16 protein-coding genes are annotated in these 17,890 nt (G+C 43.3%); 4 read left to right on the top strand and 12 right to left on the bottom strand.

Annotated features, from left to right (window positions below; translation table 11 throughout):
• Positions 1-3 precede the first annotated feature (3 nt).
• Both pfkB and MHI11_RS10430 read right to left on the bottom strand, forming a co-directional pair.
• On the bottom strand, positions 4-918 hold the full coding sequence (gene pfkB, locus MHI11_RS10435; protein WP_044141346.1) for a 1-phosphofructokinase: 915 nt from the start codon (positions 916-918) through the stop codon (positions 4-6).
• A gap of 130 nt (positions 919-1,048) precedes the next feature.
• Positions 1,049-1,825 carry a MurR/RpiR family transcriptional regulator gene (locus MHI11_RS10430; protein ID WP_003211946.1) on the bottom strand — a complete coding sequence of 259 codons (777 nt, stop codon included), beginning with the start codon at positions 1,823-1,825 and terminating at the stop codon, positions 1,049-1,051.
• Positions 1,826-1,984: 159 nt separating this feature from the next.
• On the opposite strand from MHI11_RS10430, the gene MHI11_RS10425 reads away from it, so the two are divergent.
• Positions 1,985-3,391 (top strand): phospholipase D-like domain-containing protein, encoded by a 1,407-nt coding sequence (locus tag MHI11_RS10425; RefSeq protein WP_340911056.1) that lies wholly within the window; start codon positions 1,985-1,987, stop codon positions 3,389-3,391.
• Positions 3,392-3,401: 10 nt separating this feature from the next.
• On the opposite strand, the gene MHI11_RS10420 is transcribed toward MHI11_RS10425, so the two are convergent.
• The 3 genes from MHI11_RS10420 to MHI11_RS10410 are packed head-to-tail and all read right to left on the bottom strand — an operon-like array spanning position 3,402 to position 5,028.
• Positions 3,402-3,887: a DMT family transporter gene (locus MHI11_RS10420; RefSeq protein WP_044141344.1), complete on the bottom strand. Its 486-nt coding sequence runs from the start codon at positions 3,885-3,887 to the stop codon at positions 3,402-3,404.
• A gap of 21 nt (positions 3,888-3,908) precedes the next feature.
• Positions 3,909-4,589, bottom strand: a complete 681-nt coding sequence (locus tag MHI11_RS10415; protein ID WP_283923751.1) for a Crp/Fnr family transcriptional regulator — start codon at positions 4,587-4,589, stop codon at positions 3,909-3,911.
• Positions 4,590-4,602: 13 nt separating this feature from the next.
• Positions 4,603-5,028 carry a DMT family transporter gene (locus MHI11_RS10410; protein WP_012010174.1) on the bottom strand — a complete coding sequence of 142 codons (426 nt, stop codon included), beginning with the start codon at positions 5,026-5,028 and terminating at the stop codon, positions 4,603-4,605.
• Between the two features lie 211 nt (positions 5,029-5,239).
• On the opposite strand from MHI11_RS10410, the gene MHI11_RS10405 reads away from it, so the two are divergent.
• On the top strand, positions 5,240-6,667 hold the full coding sequence (locus MHI11_RS10405; protein WP_283923752.1) for an aldehyde dehydrogenase family protein: 1,428 nt from the start codon (positions 5,240-5,242) through the stop codon (positions 6,665-6,667).
• A 78-nt stretch (positions 6,668-6,745) separates the two neighbouring features.
• On the opposite strand, the gene MHI11_RS10400 is transcribed toward MHI11_RS10405, so the two are convergent.
• On the bottom strand, positions 6,746-7,153 hold the full coding sequence (locus MHI11_RS10400; RefSeq protein ID WP_223252893.1) for a DUF3221 domain-containing protein: 408 nt from the start codon (positions 7,151-7,153) through the stop codon (positions 6,746-6,748).
• Between the two features lie 274 nt (positions 7,154-7,427).
• Between MHI11_RS10400 and MHI11_RS10395 the strand changes: the two genes are divergently transcribed.
• Positions 7,428-9,248: an assimilatory sulfite reductase (NADPH) flavoprotein subunit gene (locus MHI11_RS10395; protein ID WP_340961025.1), complete on the top strand. Its 1,821-nt coding sequence runs from the start codon at positions 7,428-7,430 to the stop codon at positions 9,246-9,248.
• 37 nt (positions 9,249-9,285) lie between these two features.
• The gene (cysI, locus tag MHI11_RS10390) at positions 9,286-11,004 is read left to right on the top strand and encodes an assimilatory sulfite reductase (NADPH) hemoprotein subunit (protein WP_003211384.1); all 1,719 of its coding nucleotides are present in this window, start codon (positions 9,286-9,288) and stop codon (positions 11,002-11,004) included.
• A gap of 109 nt (positions 11,005-11,113) precedes the next feature.
• Here the strand turns inward: cysI and MHI11_RS10385 are convergent, their stop codons facing one another.
• The 6 genes from MHI11_RS10385 to MHI11_RS10360 are packed head-to-tail and all read right to left on the bottom strand — an operon-like array spanning position 11,114 to position 17,885.
• The gene (locus tag MHI11_RS10385; protein WP_340961024.1) at positions 11,114-13,051 is read right to left on the bottom strand and encodes an AMP-binding protein; all 1,938 of its coding nucleotides are present in this window, start codon (positions 13,049-13,051) and stop codon (positions 11,114-11,116) included.
• 13 nt (positions 13,052-13,064) lie between these two features.
• Entirely contained in the window at positions 13,065-14,588 is a 1,524-nt protein-coding gene (locus MHI11_RS10380; protein ID WP_340961023.1) for an acyl-CoA carboxylase subunit beta, read from the bottom strand.
• An 18-nt stretch (positions 14,589-14,606) separates the two neighbouring features.
• Complete coding sequence (locus tag MHI11_RS10375) at positions 14,607-15,389, bottom strand: enoyl-CoA hydratase (protein WP_113387064.1); 783 nt, start codon at positions 15,387-15,389, stop codon at positions 14,607-14,609.
• A gap of 14 nt (positions 15,390-15,403) precedes the next feature.
• Complete coding sequence (locus MHI11_RS10370; RefSeq protein ID WP_340961022.1) at positions 15,404-16,312, bottom strand: hydroxymethylglutaryl-CoA lyase; 909 nt, start codon at positions 16,310-16,312, stop codon at positions 15,404-15,406.
• Positions 16,313-16,323: 11 nt separating this feature from the next.
• Entirely contained in the window at positions 16,324-16,539 is a 216-nt protein-coding gene (locus MHI11_RS10365; protein ID WP_340961021.1) for an acetyl-CoA carboxylase biotin carboxyl carrier protein subunit, read from the bottom strand.
• Complete coding sequence (locus tag MHI11_RS10360; RefSeq protein ID WP_340961020.1) at positions 16,536-17,885, bottom strand: acetyl-CoA carboxylase biotin carboxylase subunit; 1,350 nt, start codon at positions 17,883-17,885, stop codon at positions 16,536-16,538. Before MHI11_RS10360 ends, MHI11_RS10365 begins: the two co-directional genes overlap by 4 nt.
• Positions 17,886-17,890 lie beyond the last annotated feature (5 nt).

Below are 17,890 nucleotides of genomic sequence, written 5' to 3'. Positions count from 1 at the left end.
CCCTTATATCTTGTCAATGTGTACTTGATCAATTAATGAATGAATATCATGTAAATCACTTAAGCCTTTAGAAAATGCAGTAGATGCGCCAGTTGCAATGCCGTAACGTAAGCACTCTTCAGATGAATGACCTTCAAGCTGTTTACTAAGAAAGGCTGCGAGCATCGCATCTCCAGAGCAAGCTGTATTTACTACAATGCCTGTCGGTGCGTTTCCTTTTAAGACGGCGTCTTTCGTAATGAACAAAGCCCCTTCTCCCCCGCGGGAAATAAGCACTTGCTCTGCACCCATCTCAATGAGCTTTTTTCCTGATTCAATGAGTTCTTTTTCTGACATAGGCTGTGTTTTGCCGAAAAAAGCAGCGATTTCTTCTTCATTCGGTTTTAATAAATACGGCTTGTATTGAAGCGTCTCAAGAACTGCTGCGGAGCTTGTGTCTAAAATAAACTTGACGTTGTTCTGATGACAAATAGCTGCTACTTCTGAAAAAATGCTGGCTGGTACGCCTTTTGGCAGGCTGCCTGACATGATCAGGATGTCCCCCTGCGGGATGGCCGCTATTTTTTCACGAAAGGCGTGAAGTGCTTTTTCTTCAATCGCAGGTCCTTGGTTCACGAGCTTGTATTCTTCTGTCGTATTAATAAAAACATTAATGCGTGTAATTCCTTCAACTGAGATAAAATCGGTTTGAATGGAAAGGTCCTTTAAGGATTGTTCAATATAAGAGCCTGAAAACCCAGCAATAAATCCTAATGCAGTGCTGGTGAATCCATATTTCTTTAGCATAATGGAGACATTGACTCCCTTGCCATTCGGCTGATAATCTTCATCTTCGGTGCGGTTGACTGCATTTGCCTTCATTTCTTTTAATGCAATATATAGGTCAATAGCAGGATTTAAGGTGCAGGTATAAATCAATTGGTTTCACCTTCTTTCTTTTCTCTAAAGAAAGTATCTCATACGCTGGAGTGAAAATGTTTTCAGATTGTGTAAAGGTTTTCATGACAAAAAGCCTTCTAGATCAAAGTCTCGAAGGCTTCTTTATTGATTATTTCATTCGAATCACGTAGGCATCTAGTAAAATGCGGGCAATGACATGAAGAGACAAACGCGATCTGACCTCATAATCTGGGAAGAAAGATTGTTCGCCTTTATATCCGACTAGAGTCATATCTGATATTTTGCTTAATGTAGAATCTATTCTCGTTGTGACGGTAATGGTCGTGACTTGCTTCATGCTAAGATTTTGACACGCTTCAACGAGCTCTGCTGTTTCGCCATTTAATGAAACAAAGATCGCAAGTTCGTTTTTACTGATGTCTCTCGATTTCAGCCGAATGATATTCGGATCGTCATGTACTTCGCATGTTTTTCCGATGAGCTGTAATTTAATGGTCATTTCTTTGGCAATCATTTCTGAGAAACCTCTACCGAAAATATAAATTTTGTCGGCATTATGTATTTTTTGAACGGCATCTTCAATTTGCCCAATACTTTGCAGCTGGATCGTCTTTAAAACCTCTTCTTCATTTTTCCGAATCGCTAGTTTAATGTCTTCATCAATGTTTTTAAGCTGATCGCTTGCATCAGTCATTTTCTTTTCTTGTTTCAATCGATATTTAAAGGATGTATAGCCGTTGTAGCCAATTTTTTTCATCAGTCTGACAATTGTGGCTGTCGACACATTGGCTCTTTCACTCAATGTGACGATGGATAAGGTGGAGATATCCTCTAAATGCTGGTGAATATAATGGAGTAAATAACGTTCTGTTTCACTTAGCGTTTGATACACTTCGCTTGGAATGTTAAATAGTGGTTCATTCAATTTGATTCCCCCTTACTCATTTCATACTATAATTAAATGCCCAATAAAAACAAGATGATTCTTTTGTCATGTATTTTGTTGGTAAGCCAAAATGACTGAAATTTCATTTTTGACATACACTAAGGAAAAGTTGTGTCTGTGTGAAAGGAGCTGATCATGATGCTTCATCTTTTGTTTTATTTCATCCTTCTTTATGTCGTCTATGTATTTTTGACCGCATTTGTCTTGTTTTATTTACCGGTTCGAAAAACATGCAAAGAACATTGCATTTATAAAGCCTCTTCTATCTCAGGAGGCGATCAGGGGACAAATCAAGTGATGCTTCTTGACGACGGGTTTGAATCTGGTCAGGTGAGGCTCCAAATGATTCGTGAGGCAAAGAAGATGATCCGCCTCAGTTACTACTCCATTCAAAAGGGAAAAACAGCCGAATGGATACTAGGTGCTTTAATTGAAGCAGCTGATCGAGGTGTGAAAGTGCAGCTGTTGTTAGATGGCATCTGCCACAGTTTGCGCGGGCCGCTGAAGCATTTGCGGTATGCGGTAGCAAATCATCCGAACATGTCGATTCGTTTTTATGAGCCCTTTCGTTTGTTTAAGCCATGGACGTGGCATAATCGGCTACACGATAAGCTGCTACTAGCAGATGGCCGAGTGGCTGTAATGGGCGGAAGAAATATCGGTGATAAATACTTTGCAGACCAGCCGCCCAAAGACTTTGCTTTTGACCGTGATGTGCTGCTATATAACGCGAAAAAGGGAAAAGTGTTAGATGAAATGGAGCAATATTTCGTTTATTTATGGAATCATGATTTTACGAAAAGAACAAAAGCTGTGTTTTCCAAGGCAAAAGCGAAAAAAGGGTTAAAGCTAAGAAAACAGCTGCTCAGATCCTATCAAGAAGCCATGCGCACGAAAGAACCTTTTGTGATGTCATCCTTTAACTGGGCAGCAGATACCATTTCTGTGAAACAGATTGCCTTTTTCACAAATCCTGTGGAACGCTTTAATAAGCGGCCGCTTGTGTTGAAAAAGCTGAACGATCTTGCGCACCGGGCAAAGCGTTCTGTGCTCATACAGACGCCATATGTCATCCCAACACGCCCAATGAAAGCCGGACTCACTCCCTTACCTAGTGAGATCCAGACGACAGTTGTTACGAATTCTCTTACAGCGACGCCAAATCCGTTGGCCTTTGCAGGGTATTTAAGCACAAAAAAGGAACTGATGAAAACAGGCGTTCACTTGTATGAATATGAAGGCCCGTATTCCATTCATGCGAAATCAATGGTGATTGATGATTACTTGAGTATTATTGGGACATATAACTTAGATGCGAGGTCTAGTTTTTTAAACACAGAGTCAATTTTGGTTATTGACAGTGCCCCGTTTGCGTTATCACTTACACAGGCAATTGAACGAAAAATCGCCTACAGTTATCTCGTAGCTAAAGATCGAACAGTCCTTCATGCGAGCGCTTATGGACAGAAAAAAAAGCCTTTGATGAAAAGGCTCCTTTTAAATGGATTATCCGCGATAACGGTTTTATGGCGGCGATTGATATAAAGTAGGGCAGCTACTCTTGTGGCAGCCCTTTTTCTTGCGATTGATCTGTTTCTGCCGACTCCAATTTGGTCAATTTAAACACCAAGATCCCAGCTACAATCACAATAACACCTAATAGTTTTGTCAAAGAGAATTCTACTTTTTCTAACCCAAGCCAGCCAAGCGAATCAAACAAAAGCGCGCAGCCCAGCTGTGACGTGAGGACAATCGAGATGCCATAAGTCGGTCCAAGACGTTTGATACTCTGAACAAGACAAATGACCACTCCTACCCCAATGGCCCCGCTGATCCAGTACCAGGCTTCCATATGTCTTAATCGAAACATGCCAGTCCCCTCTAGTAAGAGCCCCATCAGGAGAGAAGCAATAAAGCCCATTCCAAGAACGAGGGTTGTCGTTGACCAAGAGCCTGTCTGCTCATTGACCTTACTGTTAAAAATGGTTTGTAAGCTGACGAGTGCGCCAGCCGTGATGGCTAATACTATTCCTATGATCATATATAAATCCCTTCATTTCTTCTATTCATAAATGTTGTGCTCTGCTATTTCTAGGAGCCCTTTGCGGTCACAAATCGTAATCTTTCCTCTCTGCCTTTCTATCAATCCTTTTTCACTGAATTGCTGAATGACTCGGTTAATATGACGGTAGCTCGTACCGATTAAGCTTGCCGCATCAGTGAGACGAAGGGCGCTCGCGCTGTCGTCATCTGTGATAACAGACAATAGGTAGCTTGCAAGCCTGACCTCCACAGGATATAACAGGTGGAAACTCAAATCGTTTGATTTTGTATAAAATTTGTTTGTGATGCCTTTTAGCAGAAAGGTTAACACGTGTGGGTCATCCTTCGCATGGCGTATGAGCGCTTGATGAGAAACTCTTAACATATGTACTTCTGTGACAGCTTCGACTGTATTGACCATGTCAGTCTGCTGAACGTATTCAATATCTCCAATCGCTTCAAGGGGATGTTTAAAGCTAAGAATAAAGGTTTTCCCTTCTTTTGTTGTCGTGAAAATCTTTAATTTTCCTTTCACTAACAAGTACAGGTACTCCCTCTTATCCCCTTTTGAACAAACGAGCTCCCCTTGCTCATAGCGCCACAAACTTACGTGTGATATGAGCTTTTGATGAAAGACACTTTCTAATTGATGTGCTTTCATATATGAGGCAAAAAGAGATTCATCTTGAAGCTCCTCCATCTGACGCCCTCCTTTATAGTTTTAAAATGATCACACCTGTGACCATCAATAAAATTCCTGCGTAATGTGGCCATTTCATTTTCTTCTTCTGTACACCAAACCATCCTTTTGCATCAATTGCAAAGGTAAAAGCAAGCTGTGCAATGAGTAACGCTGCGATAGTGAGTGTCACACCGATGATTTGAATCGCGGTGACTTCATTAAAAATAATAATCGCTGCAAATGCGCCGCCTATTAAATAAAGTGGCTGCACCTTTCGATATTCCCTGAAGTGTCCGTCTCGTACGATGAGTAAAATGACGAGCGAGATGATAAAGCCGGTCAGCTGCGTGATGGTGGCTGCCTGCCATGTACCGATATCCTGGCTAATTCTTGCGTTGGCTACGCCTTGTAGTGTAATACAAGCGCCTCCTAATAAAGCGAAAATAACACCTTTCATTCGTTCAAAAGCTCCTTCTTTTTTCAGTCTAGTTCCATTAAATGATACATGCCTGCCGGTTGAAAAGGACATATGTCCCGCTTTGCGTATTATATCAGAATCTTTTTCTTTTGCAGTTTGTTCGTTTTAGATTTTTCACAGTGGGTACAGTTTTATATCAGCTGAAAACAGAATATTGAATGAATCACATACAAAAAGGAGACATGTCAGAATGAGAAATCAAGAGAAACATTTTATTAACGGTGAATGGGTTGCATCAACAGGAAACGAAACGACGGAGGTCATCAACCCTGCGACAGAGGAAGTCATTGGCACCATTAGCTTAGGAACAAAAGAAGATTTAGATAAGGCAGTGAAAGCAGCTCGTGCCGCCTTCCCTTCTTTCTCAAAAACATCTCGAAATGAACGAGTGAAGATGCTGGAAAACATTGTGCGCGGCTACGAAAAACGCAAGGATGAACTTGTAGAAGTGATGACACAAGAGCTCGGTGCACCGCTAAAAGTATCAGAAGAAGTTCATTACAAAATGGGCTATGAACATTTTTCTAAAGCAGCGGAAGCACTTAAATCTTATACATTTACCGAGGACCGCGGCGGACATACCATTATAAAAGAAGCGATAGGTGTCAGTGGATTGATTACACCGTGGAACTTCCCGACGAATCAAACATCTCTTAAAATCGCAGGTGCTATTGCGGCAGGCTCACCAGTTGTCTTAAAGCCAGCGGAAATTACACCTTTTGCTGCGATGATTCTTGCAGAAATTATTGATGAAGCTGGTGTACCAAAAGGAGTCTTCAACTTAGTAAACGGAACGGGTGACGTGATTGGTGACGGCATTAGCTCACATCCTGATATTGACTTTGTTTCATTTACTGGATCAGGTGCTGTTGGCTCTAAAATTATGGAAAACGCAGCGGACAATGTGAAGAAAGTGGCTCTTGAGCTTGGCGGGAAATCCCCTCTTATCGTCTTAGATGATGCAGATGTGGATGTGGCTGCTGAAACTGCCATTCAGCATATTGCGATGAATACAGGGCAAGTGTGTTCTGCAGCTACGCGTGTGCTTGTTCCAGAATCAATGAAAGACAAGTTTGAAAAAGCGCTGCTGAATGCCCTGCCGAAGTTTACAGTTGGTGATCCAAGAGAAGATCATGCTACAGGCCCGCTTGTATCTAAAAAACAATGGGATACCGTGCAATCTTATATTGAAAAAGGAATCGAAGAAGGTGCTACCCTTCTTGCTGGGGGAACTGGAAAGCCAGACGGAATCGATAAAGGATATTTCGCCAAGCATACCATTTTCACCAATGTGAAAAATGACATGACCATTGCACAAGAAGAAATCTTTGGACCAGTCATGAGTGTCATCACGTATCAGAATCTCGATCATGCCCTTGAGATCGCCAATGATACAGTGTATGGTCTTGCCGGGTATGTTGTTGGAAAAGATGAAAAAACATTAAAATATGTCGCTGAACATATTCGCGCTGGCCAAATCACCATTAACAATGCCGAAACAGATTACTTTGCCCCATTTGGCGGTTTTAAGCAATCAGGTATCGGAAGAGAATGGGGAGACTTCGGCATCGAGGAATATTTAGAAGTGAAAGCTGTGATGGGACTTCCAACGGCATAAATTGAGAAGGGAGAAAAACTCCTTTTTATTTAATTAATAAGAACCCATTTCGAATTTTAAGAACTGCTTACTACTCCCTTATTTATTCTTATCCATAAGGATGTTGTATTTTTCGACTGTTGCTTTTGGAGGAAACGATTCTTGTAACTCATCAAACCAAATCTCAATCGTTTGCCCCTGTGACAGCTCTTTAGTATCAACTTTCGTTAAATCCATTATGATGAGATCGTGTTTATATTTATCGACAAGAAGAGGAGTATCTAATGAATAATCGCGTTTTATAGGAGTTTTATTGTTAATAAGAAGTAAACCAGTCTCCCCTTTATATAGCACTATGCCTTTTTTTGAAAAAGGCGTTGCTATTTTATTTTGATTGTGTGGATTCTTTATATTGTCCTTTGTTGTAGAGTGGCACCCTCCTAATAAAATGAAAAAAATCACGATGACAAATCGAACACTTATTATTTTTTTAAATTTAAATTGCATCAACTTTATACGCCCCTTCAATGCTTCTTCAAGTCTAGCATTCTTAGATCAAAGCGGCTTATATTACAGCGCATTTTCTTAAGATACTTTATACATTTAAGATAATTTACCCTCAAGCTCATTCATCTTGTAAAGGTATTAGAAATCTTAATCATGACAATCAATATTATATATTTTACTTAATGGCAAACTTTCGGTAAAGTTCAAATTGAACCTATATATATAATTCCTATCGAATTAATCTATGTTTATATTCCTTGTGAGGTGGATATCGTTGCAACTTCATGTATTAAACAGTCCGTTTAGTCAGCAGCAGGCAGACTTGCTCAATCAGCTGCTTCCGACTTTAACAGATCAACAAAAAATTTGGCTTACCGGTTATTTATCAGCACAAGCAGCTCTAGCCGGATCAGAAACAGCTACTCTAGCCCCTTCTCCTTCTGCCGCAGCACCTGCGCAGCCTGTCAGTAAAGATGTGACCGTCCTTTATGGCTCACAAACAGGCAATTCTGAAGGATTAGCGAAAAAGACAGCGCAGCATCTTGAGGAGAAAGGTTTTCAAGTGACGCTCTCTTCTATGTCAGATTTTAAACCAAATAATCTGAAAAAAATACACAATTTACTGATGATCGTCAGCACACATGGCGAGGGAGATCCGCCTGATAATGCCCTTTCTTTCCATGAATATGTCCATGGTAGACGTGCGCCAAAGCTTGATCATTTAAACTTTTCTGTTCTTTCGCTAGGCGACAGCTCCTACGAATTCTTCTGTCAGACTGGAAAAGAATTTGATGAGCGCTTCAAAGAACTTGGCGGAACGCGCCTGACAGATCGAGTGGATTGTGACCTTGATTATGATGAGCCGTTTTCTGAATGGCTTCAAGGGGTGGCATCGTCACTTAGCGAAGGAGAAGCCGCAGCATTCCCGCAAGATTCAGCAGGAGCATACAGCCAAACAGCAGCTTCTGAATACTCAAGAACGAATCCTTTTTATGCGGAAGTTCTTGAAAATATCAATCTAAATGGCCGCGGCTCTAACAAAGAGACCCGCCATTTGGAGCTTTCACTAGAAGGATCAGGACTTGTTTATGAACCAGGTGACAGCCTTGGAATTTATCCAACAAATGATCCTGCGCTTGTTGATGAACTGATCACGACATGTGGATGGAGCGTGGAAGAAGCCGTAACTGTTCATAAAAACGGTGACACTCTTCCTTTAAAAGAAGCACTTACCTCACTTTTTGAGATTACAGTATTAACAAAACCCCTTCTTCAAAAGTTGGCGGACTTGACGAAAAATGAAGCACTCCATGCCCTTTTTGAAGAAGGAAATGAAGAAAAGTTAAAAGCGTATTTAGCAGGAAGAGATTTAGTCGATGCTGCACGCGACTTCGGTCCTTTTGAAGGAACAGCCGCAGACTTTACTGCGATTTTAAGAAAAATTCCTGCCCGCCTTTATTCGATTGCAAGCAGTCTGAAAGCGAATGAAGAAGAAGTTCACTTGACGATCGGTGCTGTGAGATATGATGCGCACGGGAGAGAACGTCAAGGTGTCTGCTCCATTCTATGCGCAGAGCGCTTAGAACCAGGTGATACGCTGCCTGTTTATATTCAGCACAATCAAAACTTTAAGCTTCCTGAAAACCCTGATGCACCGATCATTATGGTGGGACCAGGTACAGGTATCGCCCCTTTCCGTTCGTTTATGCAGGAACGAGAAGAAATCGGTGCAAGCGGAAAATCGTGGTTATTCTTCGGCGATCAGCACTTTGTGACGGACTTCTTATATCAAACCGAATGGCAAAAGTGGTTAAAAGATGGCGTCTTAACGAAAATGGATGTGGCCTTTTCAAGAGATTCAGAGGAAAAAGTATATGTTCAGCATCAAATGAAGAAGCAAAGTAAAGAATTATTCGAATGGCTGGAGCAAGGTGCCTATGTATATGTTTGCGGAGATGAAAAGCATATGGCGCATGATGTTCATCATACCCTTCTATCGATTATCCAAGAAGAAGGAGCGATGAGCAAAGAGAAAGCAGAAAGCTATCTAGCTAACTTGCAGCAGCAAAAACGCTATCAGCGCGACGTATATTAATGGACTTGATGCTTGAAAGAAAGGAGCTTTTACTTACATGGTGAAGACAGCATTAACAGCGCCGGATGGACCTCCGAGCGACGTAGAAGAAATCAAAGAAAAAAGTGATTATTTACGGGGTACGTTAAAAGAAGTAATGCTTGATCCGATTTCAGCGGGAATTCCTGATGATGACAATCGCCTGATGAAGCATCACGGCAGCTATTTACAGGATGATCGAGACCTCAGAAATGAACGGCAGAAACAAAAACTTGAGCCAGCCTATCAATTTATGCTGCGCGTACGCCTGCCTGGCGGAATCGCCACATCTAAGCAGTGGCTTGTGATGGATGAGCTTGCTCACACATACGGAAACGGTACGTTAAAGCTGACTACTCGTGAAACTTTTCAGCTTCACGGTATTTTAAAATGGAACATGAAAAAAACCATACAAGACATTCATTCTACTATGCTTGATACAATTGCTGCTTGCGGCGACGTGAACCGGAATGTCATGTGTACATCAAACCCCTATCAATCAGAAGTGCACCATGATGTCTACGAGCTGGCGAAAAAATTAAGTGATGACCTGCTCCCGCAAACAAGGGCGTATCACGAAATTTGGCTTGATGAGGAAAAGGTTGCGGCAACGCCAGATACGGAAGTTGAACCGATGTATGGCCCGCTTTATTTACCAAGGAAATTCAAAATTGGTGTGGCGGTCCCTCCTGCTAATGATATTGATGTCTTTTCGCAGGATTTAGGCTTTATTGCGATCATCGAAAATGAGCAATTGATCGGCTTTAATGTCGCAATTGGCGGCGGAATGGGCATGACTCATGGGGATACAGCGACCTATCCTCAGCTTGCAAAGGTGATTGGCTTTTGTACACCTGAACAAGTTGTAGAGATTGCGAAACAAGTGATTACCATTCAGCGTGACTATGGAAACCGTTCGGTGCGAAAAAATGCCCGTTTTAAATATACAGTGGACCGCCTTGGTCTTGAGAATGTAAAAGAAGAGCTGGAGCGCCGCCTCGGGTTTGCCCTTTTAGACGCAAGAGGTTATCACTTTGATCATAATGGGGACCGCTATGGCTGGGTAAAAGGCATCAATGGCAGATGGCATTATACGATGTTTGTAGAAGGCGGACGCATCATAGATTATGATGATTATCCGCTGATGACAGGTATTCGTGAAATCGCAAAGATTCATTCAGGTGACTTCCGCTTAACAGCGAATCAAAATTTGATCATTGGAAATGTCACTTCTCATAAAAAGAAACAAATCGAGCAGCTCATTCAGGAGTTCGGCTTATCAGATGGTCAGCAGCACTCTGCACTCCGCCGCAGTTCAATGGCCTGTGTTTCTCTTCCAACATGCGGCTTAGCGATGGCAGAAGCAGAACGCTACCTCCCGCGCTTGATTGATAAAATAGAAGAGATTGTTGAAGAAAACGGCTTGAGTGATAAAGAAATCACGATTCGTATGACTGGTTGTCCAAATGGATGTGCCCGTCATGCGCTAGGTGAAATTGGCTTTATCGGCAAATCACCTGGCAAATACAACATGTATCTTGGCGCTGCATTTGATGGCAGCAGATTAAGTAAGCTGTACCGTGAAAATGTTGGTGAGGAAGAGATTTTAAACGAGCTTGGCTCTCTTCTCCCCCGCTATGCAAAAGAACGAGAAGATCAAGAACATTTCGGTGATTTTGTCGTTCGTGCAGGGATTGTCAAAGAAACAACAGATGGCACGAATTTTCATGTGCAATAGAAAAAGACAGGACACTCTCCTGTCTTTTTTCAGTGTGATAGAAAATCTTTGCAGCCCTAGGAAGAACGAGTACCGGCACGCAGACCTGAACACCGATGCAAGGGCTTGTTTACATGCTGTTCTGTTTCCGTTTCAAGTACTCGCAAATGCTTTTGTACACATGAGGATTGTCTAAAGAAGAAAGATCTGGTGAAGGCTGCTGTTCATAAGCTCCTTTTAATAAACGCCGGACAATTTTTCCGTTTCTTGTTTTCGGTAAAGCTGAAATAAGATGAATTTCCTTTGGCGTGAGCGCTTTTCCTGCATGTGAACCAACATGTGATTTGAGCTCTTGAATCAGTTTTGTTTCGTCACAAGACTGCGGGCTGGTCACGATGAAGCATACGAGTGCCTCCCCCTTCACCTCATCCTTTACCCCAATCACTGCTGCCTCGTGTACAGCTGGGTGTCCGACAAGAATGGATTCAATTTCTGCTGGACCGACTCGTTTTCCTGCTGTATTAATGACATCATCTGATCTGCCAGTGATATGAAACGTGCCATCCTCTGATTGCACCACCCAATCCCCATGTGTCCATACCCCATCAAATCGTTTGAAATACGTATCTTCATAACGCTTAGGATCTTTCCAAAACCCACATGTCATGCCAACCCATGGCTTTTTCACAACGAGCTCTCCTACTTCATTTATGACGCTCTGACCTGCTTCATTATATACATCAGCTGCCATTCCTAAAATCGCCGCATTAAAAAGGACTGGTTTAATTGGGCGAAGCAGCGTACTTCCTACAATTCCGCCAGAGACTTCTGTTCCTCCTGAATAGTTTAGGATCGGAATGTGCTTTTGACCGATTTTTTCAAAAAGCCATTGCCATGGTGCTTCATTCCACGGCTCACCTGTAGAAATGATGGCTTTGACATGCGGCAACTTTATACCTGCAAGATTTTGTTGCATCGCAGATCGAACAAACGTAGGAGAAAGCCCAAAGTGGGTGACCTTTTGCTCGTGAATGAATGACCAGAGGTGCTGTTCATCTGGATAATCGGGTGCGCCGTCATATAAAACAATCGCAGCTCCATTGATCAAGCCCCCAAAGACGAGAAATGGCCCCATCATCCAGCCCATGTCTGTGAGCCAAAACAAGCGGTCTCCTTTTGCAACGTCCATACAAAGACCGGCATCAAAAGCTGCTTTTACAGGGAATCCTGCGTGTGTATGGACTGCTCCTTTTGGCGTACCAGTCGTTCCAGAAGTGTATAAGATCATGAGAGGCTCTTCATTTGAGAGATAGGTCGTTTCACTTATCGGATCTTCTTTTAACAAATCATTTAGCCTGATATCTCCTTCATATTCAGTATCAGAGGAGGTGTTTACAATGACGGTTTTGACGGTCGTGGTTTTGCCTATGGCTTCTGCTGCACATTCCCGCATATTGATCTTCTTCCCGCGGCGCGTCATGCCTGAGCCTGTGACGACAATGGCTGCACTTGACGCACGAATACGTACGGCAAGTGGCTCGCTTCCATACCCGGAGAAGACGGGGCTAAAGATAACGCCAATTTTCGCAAAGGCTAGCATGACAGCGACCGTTTCAGGAAGCATCGGCATATAAATGACTGCCACATCTCCTTTTTGAAGCCCATTCTTCAAAAAGCCAGCAGCGAGGCGATTCACCTTTTCCTGAAGATCGAGATACGTCCATTTCCTCTCTTCGCCCATCTCGTTTTTCCAAATCACGGCTGGCTGATGCTGCGCATCTTCGTTCTCTGCCCATTTGTCCACGGCCGTTTCGGTTATGTTGAGTTGACCGCCTTTATACCAGTTCGGCCACATGAGTGAATCTTGACCTAATGCGGCTTCGTACGGCATCTTCCACTTGATACCGACCGCCTTTTCGGCTTCTCTCCAAAACCAATTGGTACGCTCGATACTAGCTTTATAGAATGCATCATAAGTAGAAAAACCAAGTGAGTGCATCCATTTGTAAAGACGTGTCTGTTTGATCATTTGCTCTTCCGGTATCCATGCTGGTTTCAGGTTCATCATGAGGATGCCCCCTTTAGACCGGATAGACCGGATGTTTTCGTCTTGTAAATGTCATCTCTTTTGAGGAATAGGCTTGGAAGCGATGACAAAGCTCATCTCGCAAGTGGTCGAACGGGATGACGCCGTCGACAATCATTTCAGAAGCAAGCTCATATATATTCATATCTTCTTGATATTCCTTGCGTTTCTCATGGATAAATGCAGCTCTCTCTTCAGCAGGCAATTCAGCAATCTTATTTGCATAGACAGCATTTACAGCCGCTTCTGGCCCCATCACAGCAATTTGTGCCGATGGAAGAGCGAGACAGCAGTCTGGTTCAAACGCTGGTCCTGCCATTGCATATAAACCTGCACCGTATGCTTTACGCACAATGACTGATATTTTCGGAACGGTTGCCTCTGACATAGCGGAGATCATTTTCGCCCCGTGTCTGATAATACCAGCTTGTTCCACTTTTGTTCCGATCATAAATCCCGGTATATCCGCAAGGAAAAGGAGCGGGATATGAAAGGCGTCACATAGCTGAATAAACTTAGCGGCTTTATCAGCTGAGTCATGGAACAGCACCCCGCCTTTTACCCTCGGCTGGTTAGCAATAAGACCGACAGGCTGCCCGTTCATTCGGCCAAAGCCTGTGATCAGCTCTGCAGCAAACAGTTTTTTGATTTCAAGAAATGATCCTTCATCAATGAGTAAATCAATGAGCTGATACATATCAAAAGGGGTATTTTGCCCTTTAGGAATAAGGCCTTGGATGGTCATCTCAGATGCTTTAGGTGCTTTTGCGGCTGCCGGTTTTGGCTTTTCTGTATAGTTGGCAGGCATGTAGGTTAAATAGTCGCGAGCGATTTGAATCGCTTCTTCCTCGGTTTTGGCTAAAATATCACCACATCCTGAAATGCTGCAGTGCATGTTTGCTCCACCCATTTCTTCAAGTGTTACTTTTTCTCCAATCACCATTTCGGCCATTCTCGGAGAGCCTAAATACATCGAGGCATTCCCTTCGACCATCACAACGATGTCACAAAAAGCAGGAATGTAAGCACCTCCTGCCGCAGAAGGACCAAATAGTAAACAAACTTGCGGGATACGTCCAGACAGCTTCACCTGGTTATAAAAAATGCGTCCCGCTCCCCTTCTGCCTGGAAACATTGCTATTTGATCGGTGATTCTTGCACCCGCAGAGTCGACTAAATACAGCATCGGGCAGTTGAGCTTTTCCGCTGTTTCTTGGATTCTAATGATTTTTTCTACCGTTTTGACGCCCCATGATCCAGCTTTGACAGTAGAATCATTTGCCATAACGCATACGGTTTGCCCATTCATCCGCCCTGTCCCTGTGACAACACCATCTGCTGGTAAATGCTCATCTTTACACTCGGCAAACATCGCATCCTCAATGAACGAATCCTGATCTAATAGCAACTGGAGCCGGTCACGGACGAACAATTTTCCTTGTTCTTTGTTTTTTTGATGGTATCGTTCGGCTCCTCCTTTGACAATCCGCTGTTTTTTCAGTTCATATTCTTCAATCATGCCCATTCCCCTTTCTTGCTAGTTGCCTCTGTATTGAGGCGTTCGTTTTTCTTGGAAAGCTTGAAGACCCTCCATTCGATCTTCTGTATCAATGAGCCGTACATAGGCTTCGTATTCCTTCATCAAACCTGTACGCAGATCGTGATCAAGACTCATTTGAATCGCTCGTTTCGCTTCTTTTAAAGCAATTGGGCCGTTTTTGGCGATTTGTTTTGCGAGAGAAATGGCGTCATTCATAAGGGAATCTGCTAAAGAGAGGTGCTCAATTAGTCCAATTTGAATGGCTTCTTCAGCTTGTAATGAAGCACCTGTGAAAATCAGTTCTTTTGCTTTACCGAGTCCGACGACACGCGGAAGCCGCTGCGTCCCTCCTGCCCCTGGTATGATAGCTAGTCCTGTTTCTGGCAGACCGAGTCTTGCTCCGGCTCGTGCGATGCGAATATCACAAGCTAGCGCGAGCTCAAGTCCTCCGCCAAGTGCGTGTCCGTTCATGACGGCAATGACAGGTACAGGAAGGGATTCAATTTCTGTAAAGGTTTGCTGAATTGACAGAACTGCCGCTTTTGCTTCTTCTTCTGTCATCAATCGTCGCTCTTTTAAATCAGCACCTGCGCAAAAAACGTTAGAACCAGCTCCTGTCATGAGCAGGCAGCGGATGCTTTCATCATGTTTGATTTCTTGAATGAGTTGATTGATCTCCTCAAGCATCGCAGCAGATAGGGAATTTGCTTGTGCTGGTCTGTTTAAGGTCATGATCCCAATCTGTTCATCTTGTATCGTAAAATTGACCAATGATGTCATGTCACATTCATCCTTTATGAAGTAGTATGAGAGTGAAAAGCACGTAAACAATGACTAGGCAGGGTTCGATTTACTTTTGTTTCGATCCATTCTGCCGCTTTTATCAATGCTGGAAAATCGATATTGGTTTCGATTCCTAGTTTTTGAAGCATATGCACGACATCTTCTGTCGCGACATTTCCGCTAGAGCCAGGCGCATATGGACAGCCGCCTAGCCCGCCGCTAGAGGCGTCAAATGTGGTGATTCCCGCTTTTAATGCCGTATAAATATTGGCAAGACCCATCCCTTTCGTATCATGAAAATGAAGAGCGATTTTATCAGCAGGAAAACGTTCAAGTAAAATGTCTAAGCGCCTTTCTACTTGAAGCGGATGGGCTTCTCCAATGGTGTCTCCGAGTGATATTTCATCAATGCCATAAGAGAGCAGTATATCCATTAACCGCAATACTTGATCCATTGGCACTTGATGTTCATAAGGGCAGCCAAACACGGTGGAAATATATGCGCGTGTGTGTTTTCCGGCTGCTTTTAAATCAGCTGTCATTTGTTTGATGACAGGAAGTGTTTCGTGGATGGATTGATTCATATTCTTTTTGTTATGTGTTTCACTCGAGGAGATAAACATAGCGCCTGTGTCAAGATTTGCTTCAAAAAAGTGAGCTAAGCCTTTTTCGTTAGGAATGAGTGCTGCATAGGTGATGTCGCCTTTTTTGTGTAAGGATTGGGCTAATTCTTTGGCATCTTTTAAGGCTGGGACCCATTTAGGATGAACAAATGAGGTGACTTCAATATAAGGGAGCCGGGCTGCTGTGAGCAGTTCAATCCATCTTTGCTTCTCACTTGTGTCCAGCCAAGTGGATTCATTTTGCAATCCGTCCCGCGGGCCGACCTCCCTAATAAGTACACGTTTTGGTAATGCCATCTCGCTCCCTCCTATTCTGTCAGCTCTAAAAGAACCTCCCCTTCATCGACAAATTCTCCCTCTGCTTTATACACTTTGCTGATGACTCCTGCCTCTTCTGCCACTATTGGAATCTCCATTTTCATTGATTCCAAGATAGCGATCTCCTGCCCTTTTTGCACTTCATCGCCTTGTTTCACAAGAAGCTTCCATAAGTTTCCCGCCATTTGTATCGTGACCGTTTTCATGAACGGTTCCCCTCCCTTTTTTTCATGAGAAAATCGGTTGTGATGCTGCCATGTAAGAAAGCAGATGATCCAGCCATTTCCCTCAAAAGCGGTAAGTTGGTTTTGATCCCTTCTATTTCATATGCTTGTAACGCAGCGTTTAATCGTTCTATTGCAAGTTTTCGTGTATCACCGTAAACGACCATCTTCGCAATCATTGGATCGTAATATGGGGTAATGACGCTCCCGCTTGTCACACTTGATTCATGGCGTATATAGGGAGCTTCTGGTATAGATAGCCGAGTGATTGTTCCTGGTGACGGATAAAAGGTGACGGAATCCTCCGCATAGATTCTGACCTCGATGGCATGCCCGATTTGATGAATGTCCTCCTGATTGAAGGAAAGCGGCTCTGATGCAGCGATTTTCAGTTGCTCCTCGACAAGATCAATACCTGTAATTTCTTCTGTGACAGGGTGCTCTACTTGTAATCTCGTGTTCATCTCTAGAAAGTAAAATTGTTGATTTTGATCGACTAAACATTCAATTGTCCCTGCATTTTCATAGCCGATGGCTTTGGCTGCTTTCACCGCCACCCGTCCCATCTCTTGTCTTACGGATTCATCGAGACAGGCAGCTGGTGCTTCTTCGATGATTTTCTGGTGTCTTCTCTGGAGTGAACAGTCGCGCTCAAATAAGTGAACCCCGTGGCCGAATGAATCAAAAAGGACTTGAATTTCAATGTGCCGCGCGTCTTCAATGACCTTTTCCATATAAAGCGTCCCGTCGTTAAAAAAACTTTGCGCTCTTTTTTGATTTCCCTCGAAAGCTTTACGCAGCTCCTCATCATTTCGGACAAGCTGCATTCCGATACCTCCGCCTCCGCTTGATGCCTTGAGCATGATCGGATAACCGAGTGACTGCGCTTTACTGACTCCTTCTTCTGCGTCATGGAGAGGTGCTGAAACGCCAGGTACAATGGGGATTCCCGTATGATCCATCGTTTTTCTCGCTTCAATTTTATTCCCCATGCGCTGAATGACCTGTGCAGATGGACCAATAAAAGCGATTCCTTCGCTGCGGCACCGTTCAGCAAAGGCGGCATTTTCTGATAAAAGGCCATACCCAGGGTGGATGGCGTCTGTATTTGTCTGCTTGGCTACCTCAATGATCACTTCCATGTTTAAATAGCTTTCAGATACTTTCGCACCTCCAATCAGATAGGCGCTGTCTGCTTCTTGCACATGAAGCGCATGCTGATCTGCCTCTGAATAAACAGCCACGGTGTTGATCCCGAGCCTTTTACAAGTCCGAATAATTCGACGAGCAATTTCGCCTCGATTGGCGATCAATACTTTTTTGAACATCGCTG

The organism is Bacillus sp. FSL K6-3312 (assembly GCF_038007485.1).
In the GTDB taxonomy this organism is placed as follows: domain Bacteria; phylum Bacillota; class Bacilli; order Bacillales; family Bacillaceae; genus Bacillus; species Bacillus pumilus.
The sequence above is the reverse complement of the archived record's forward strand: the minus strand, read 5'-3'. Positions and strand labels throughout refer to the sequence as shown.

Excerpts from the sequence above, each read along its gene's own strand:
- MHI11_RS10400 (WP_223252893.1), bottom strand. The coding sequence starts at position 7,153 with ATGCAATTTAAATTTAAAAAAATAATAAGTGTTCGATTTGTCATCGTG.
- cysI (WP_003211384.1), top strand. The coding sequence starts at position 9,286 with ATGGTGAAGACAGCATTAACAGCGCCGGATGGACCTCCGAGCGACGTA.
- MHI11_RS10370 (WP_340961022.1), bottom strand. The coding sequence starts at position 16,312 with ATGGCATTACCAAAACGTGTACTTATTAGGGAGGTCGGCCCGCGGGAC.
- MHI11_RS10405 (WP_283923752.1), top strand. The coding sequence starts at position 5,240 with ATGAGAAATCAAGAGAAACATTTTATTAACGGTGAATGGGTTGCATCA.
- MHI11_RS10380 (WP_340961023.1), bottom strand. The coding sequence starts at position 14,588 with ATGATTGAAGAATATGAACTGAAAAAACAGCGGATTGTCAAAGGAGGA.
- MHI11_RS10425 (WP_340911056.1), top strand. The coding sequence starts at position 1,985 with ATGCTTCATCTTTTGTTTTATTTCATCCTTCTTTATGTCGTCTATGTA.
- MHI11_RS10375 (WP_113387064.1), bottom strand. The coding sequence starts at position 15,389 with ATGACATCATTGGTCAATTTTACGATACAAGATGAACAGATTGGGATC.
- MHI11_RS10415 (WP_283923751.1), bottom strand. The coding sequence starts at position 4,589 with ATGGAGGAGCTTCAAGATGAATCTCTTTTTGCCTCATATATGAAAGCA.
- MHI11_RS10385 (WP_340961024.1), bottom strand. The coding sequence starts at position 13,051 with ATGATGAACCTGAAACCAGCATGGATACCGGAAGAGCAAATGATCAAA.
- MHI11_RS10360 (WP_340961020.1), bottom strand. The coding sequence starts at position 17,885 with ATGTTCAAAAAAGTATTGATCGCCAATCGAGGCGAAATTGCTCGTCGA.
- MHI11_RS10365 (WP_340961021.1), bottom strand. The coding sequence starts at position 16,539 with ATGAAAACGGTCACGATACAAATGGCGGGAAACTTATGGAAGCTTCTT.
- MHI11_RS10410 (WP_012010174.1), bottom strand. The coding sequence starts at position 5,028 with ATGAAAGGTGTTATTTTCGCTTTATTAGGAGGCGCTTGTATTACACTA.
- MHI11_RS10420 (WP_044141344.1), bottom strand. The coding sequence starts at position 3,887 with ATGATCATAGGAATAGTATTAGCCATCACGGCTGGCGCACTCGTCAGC.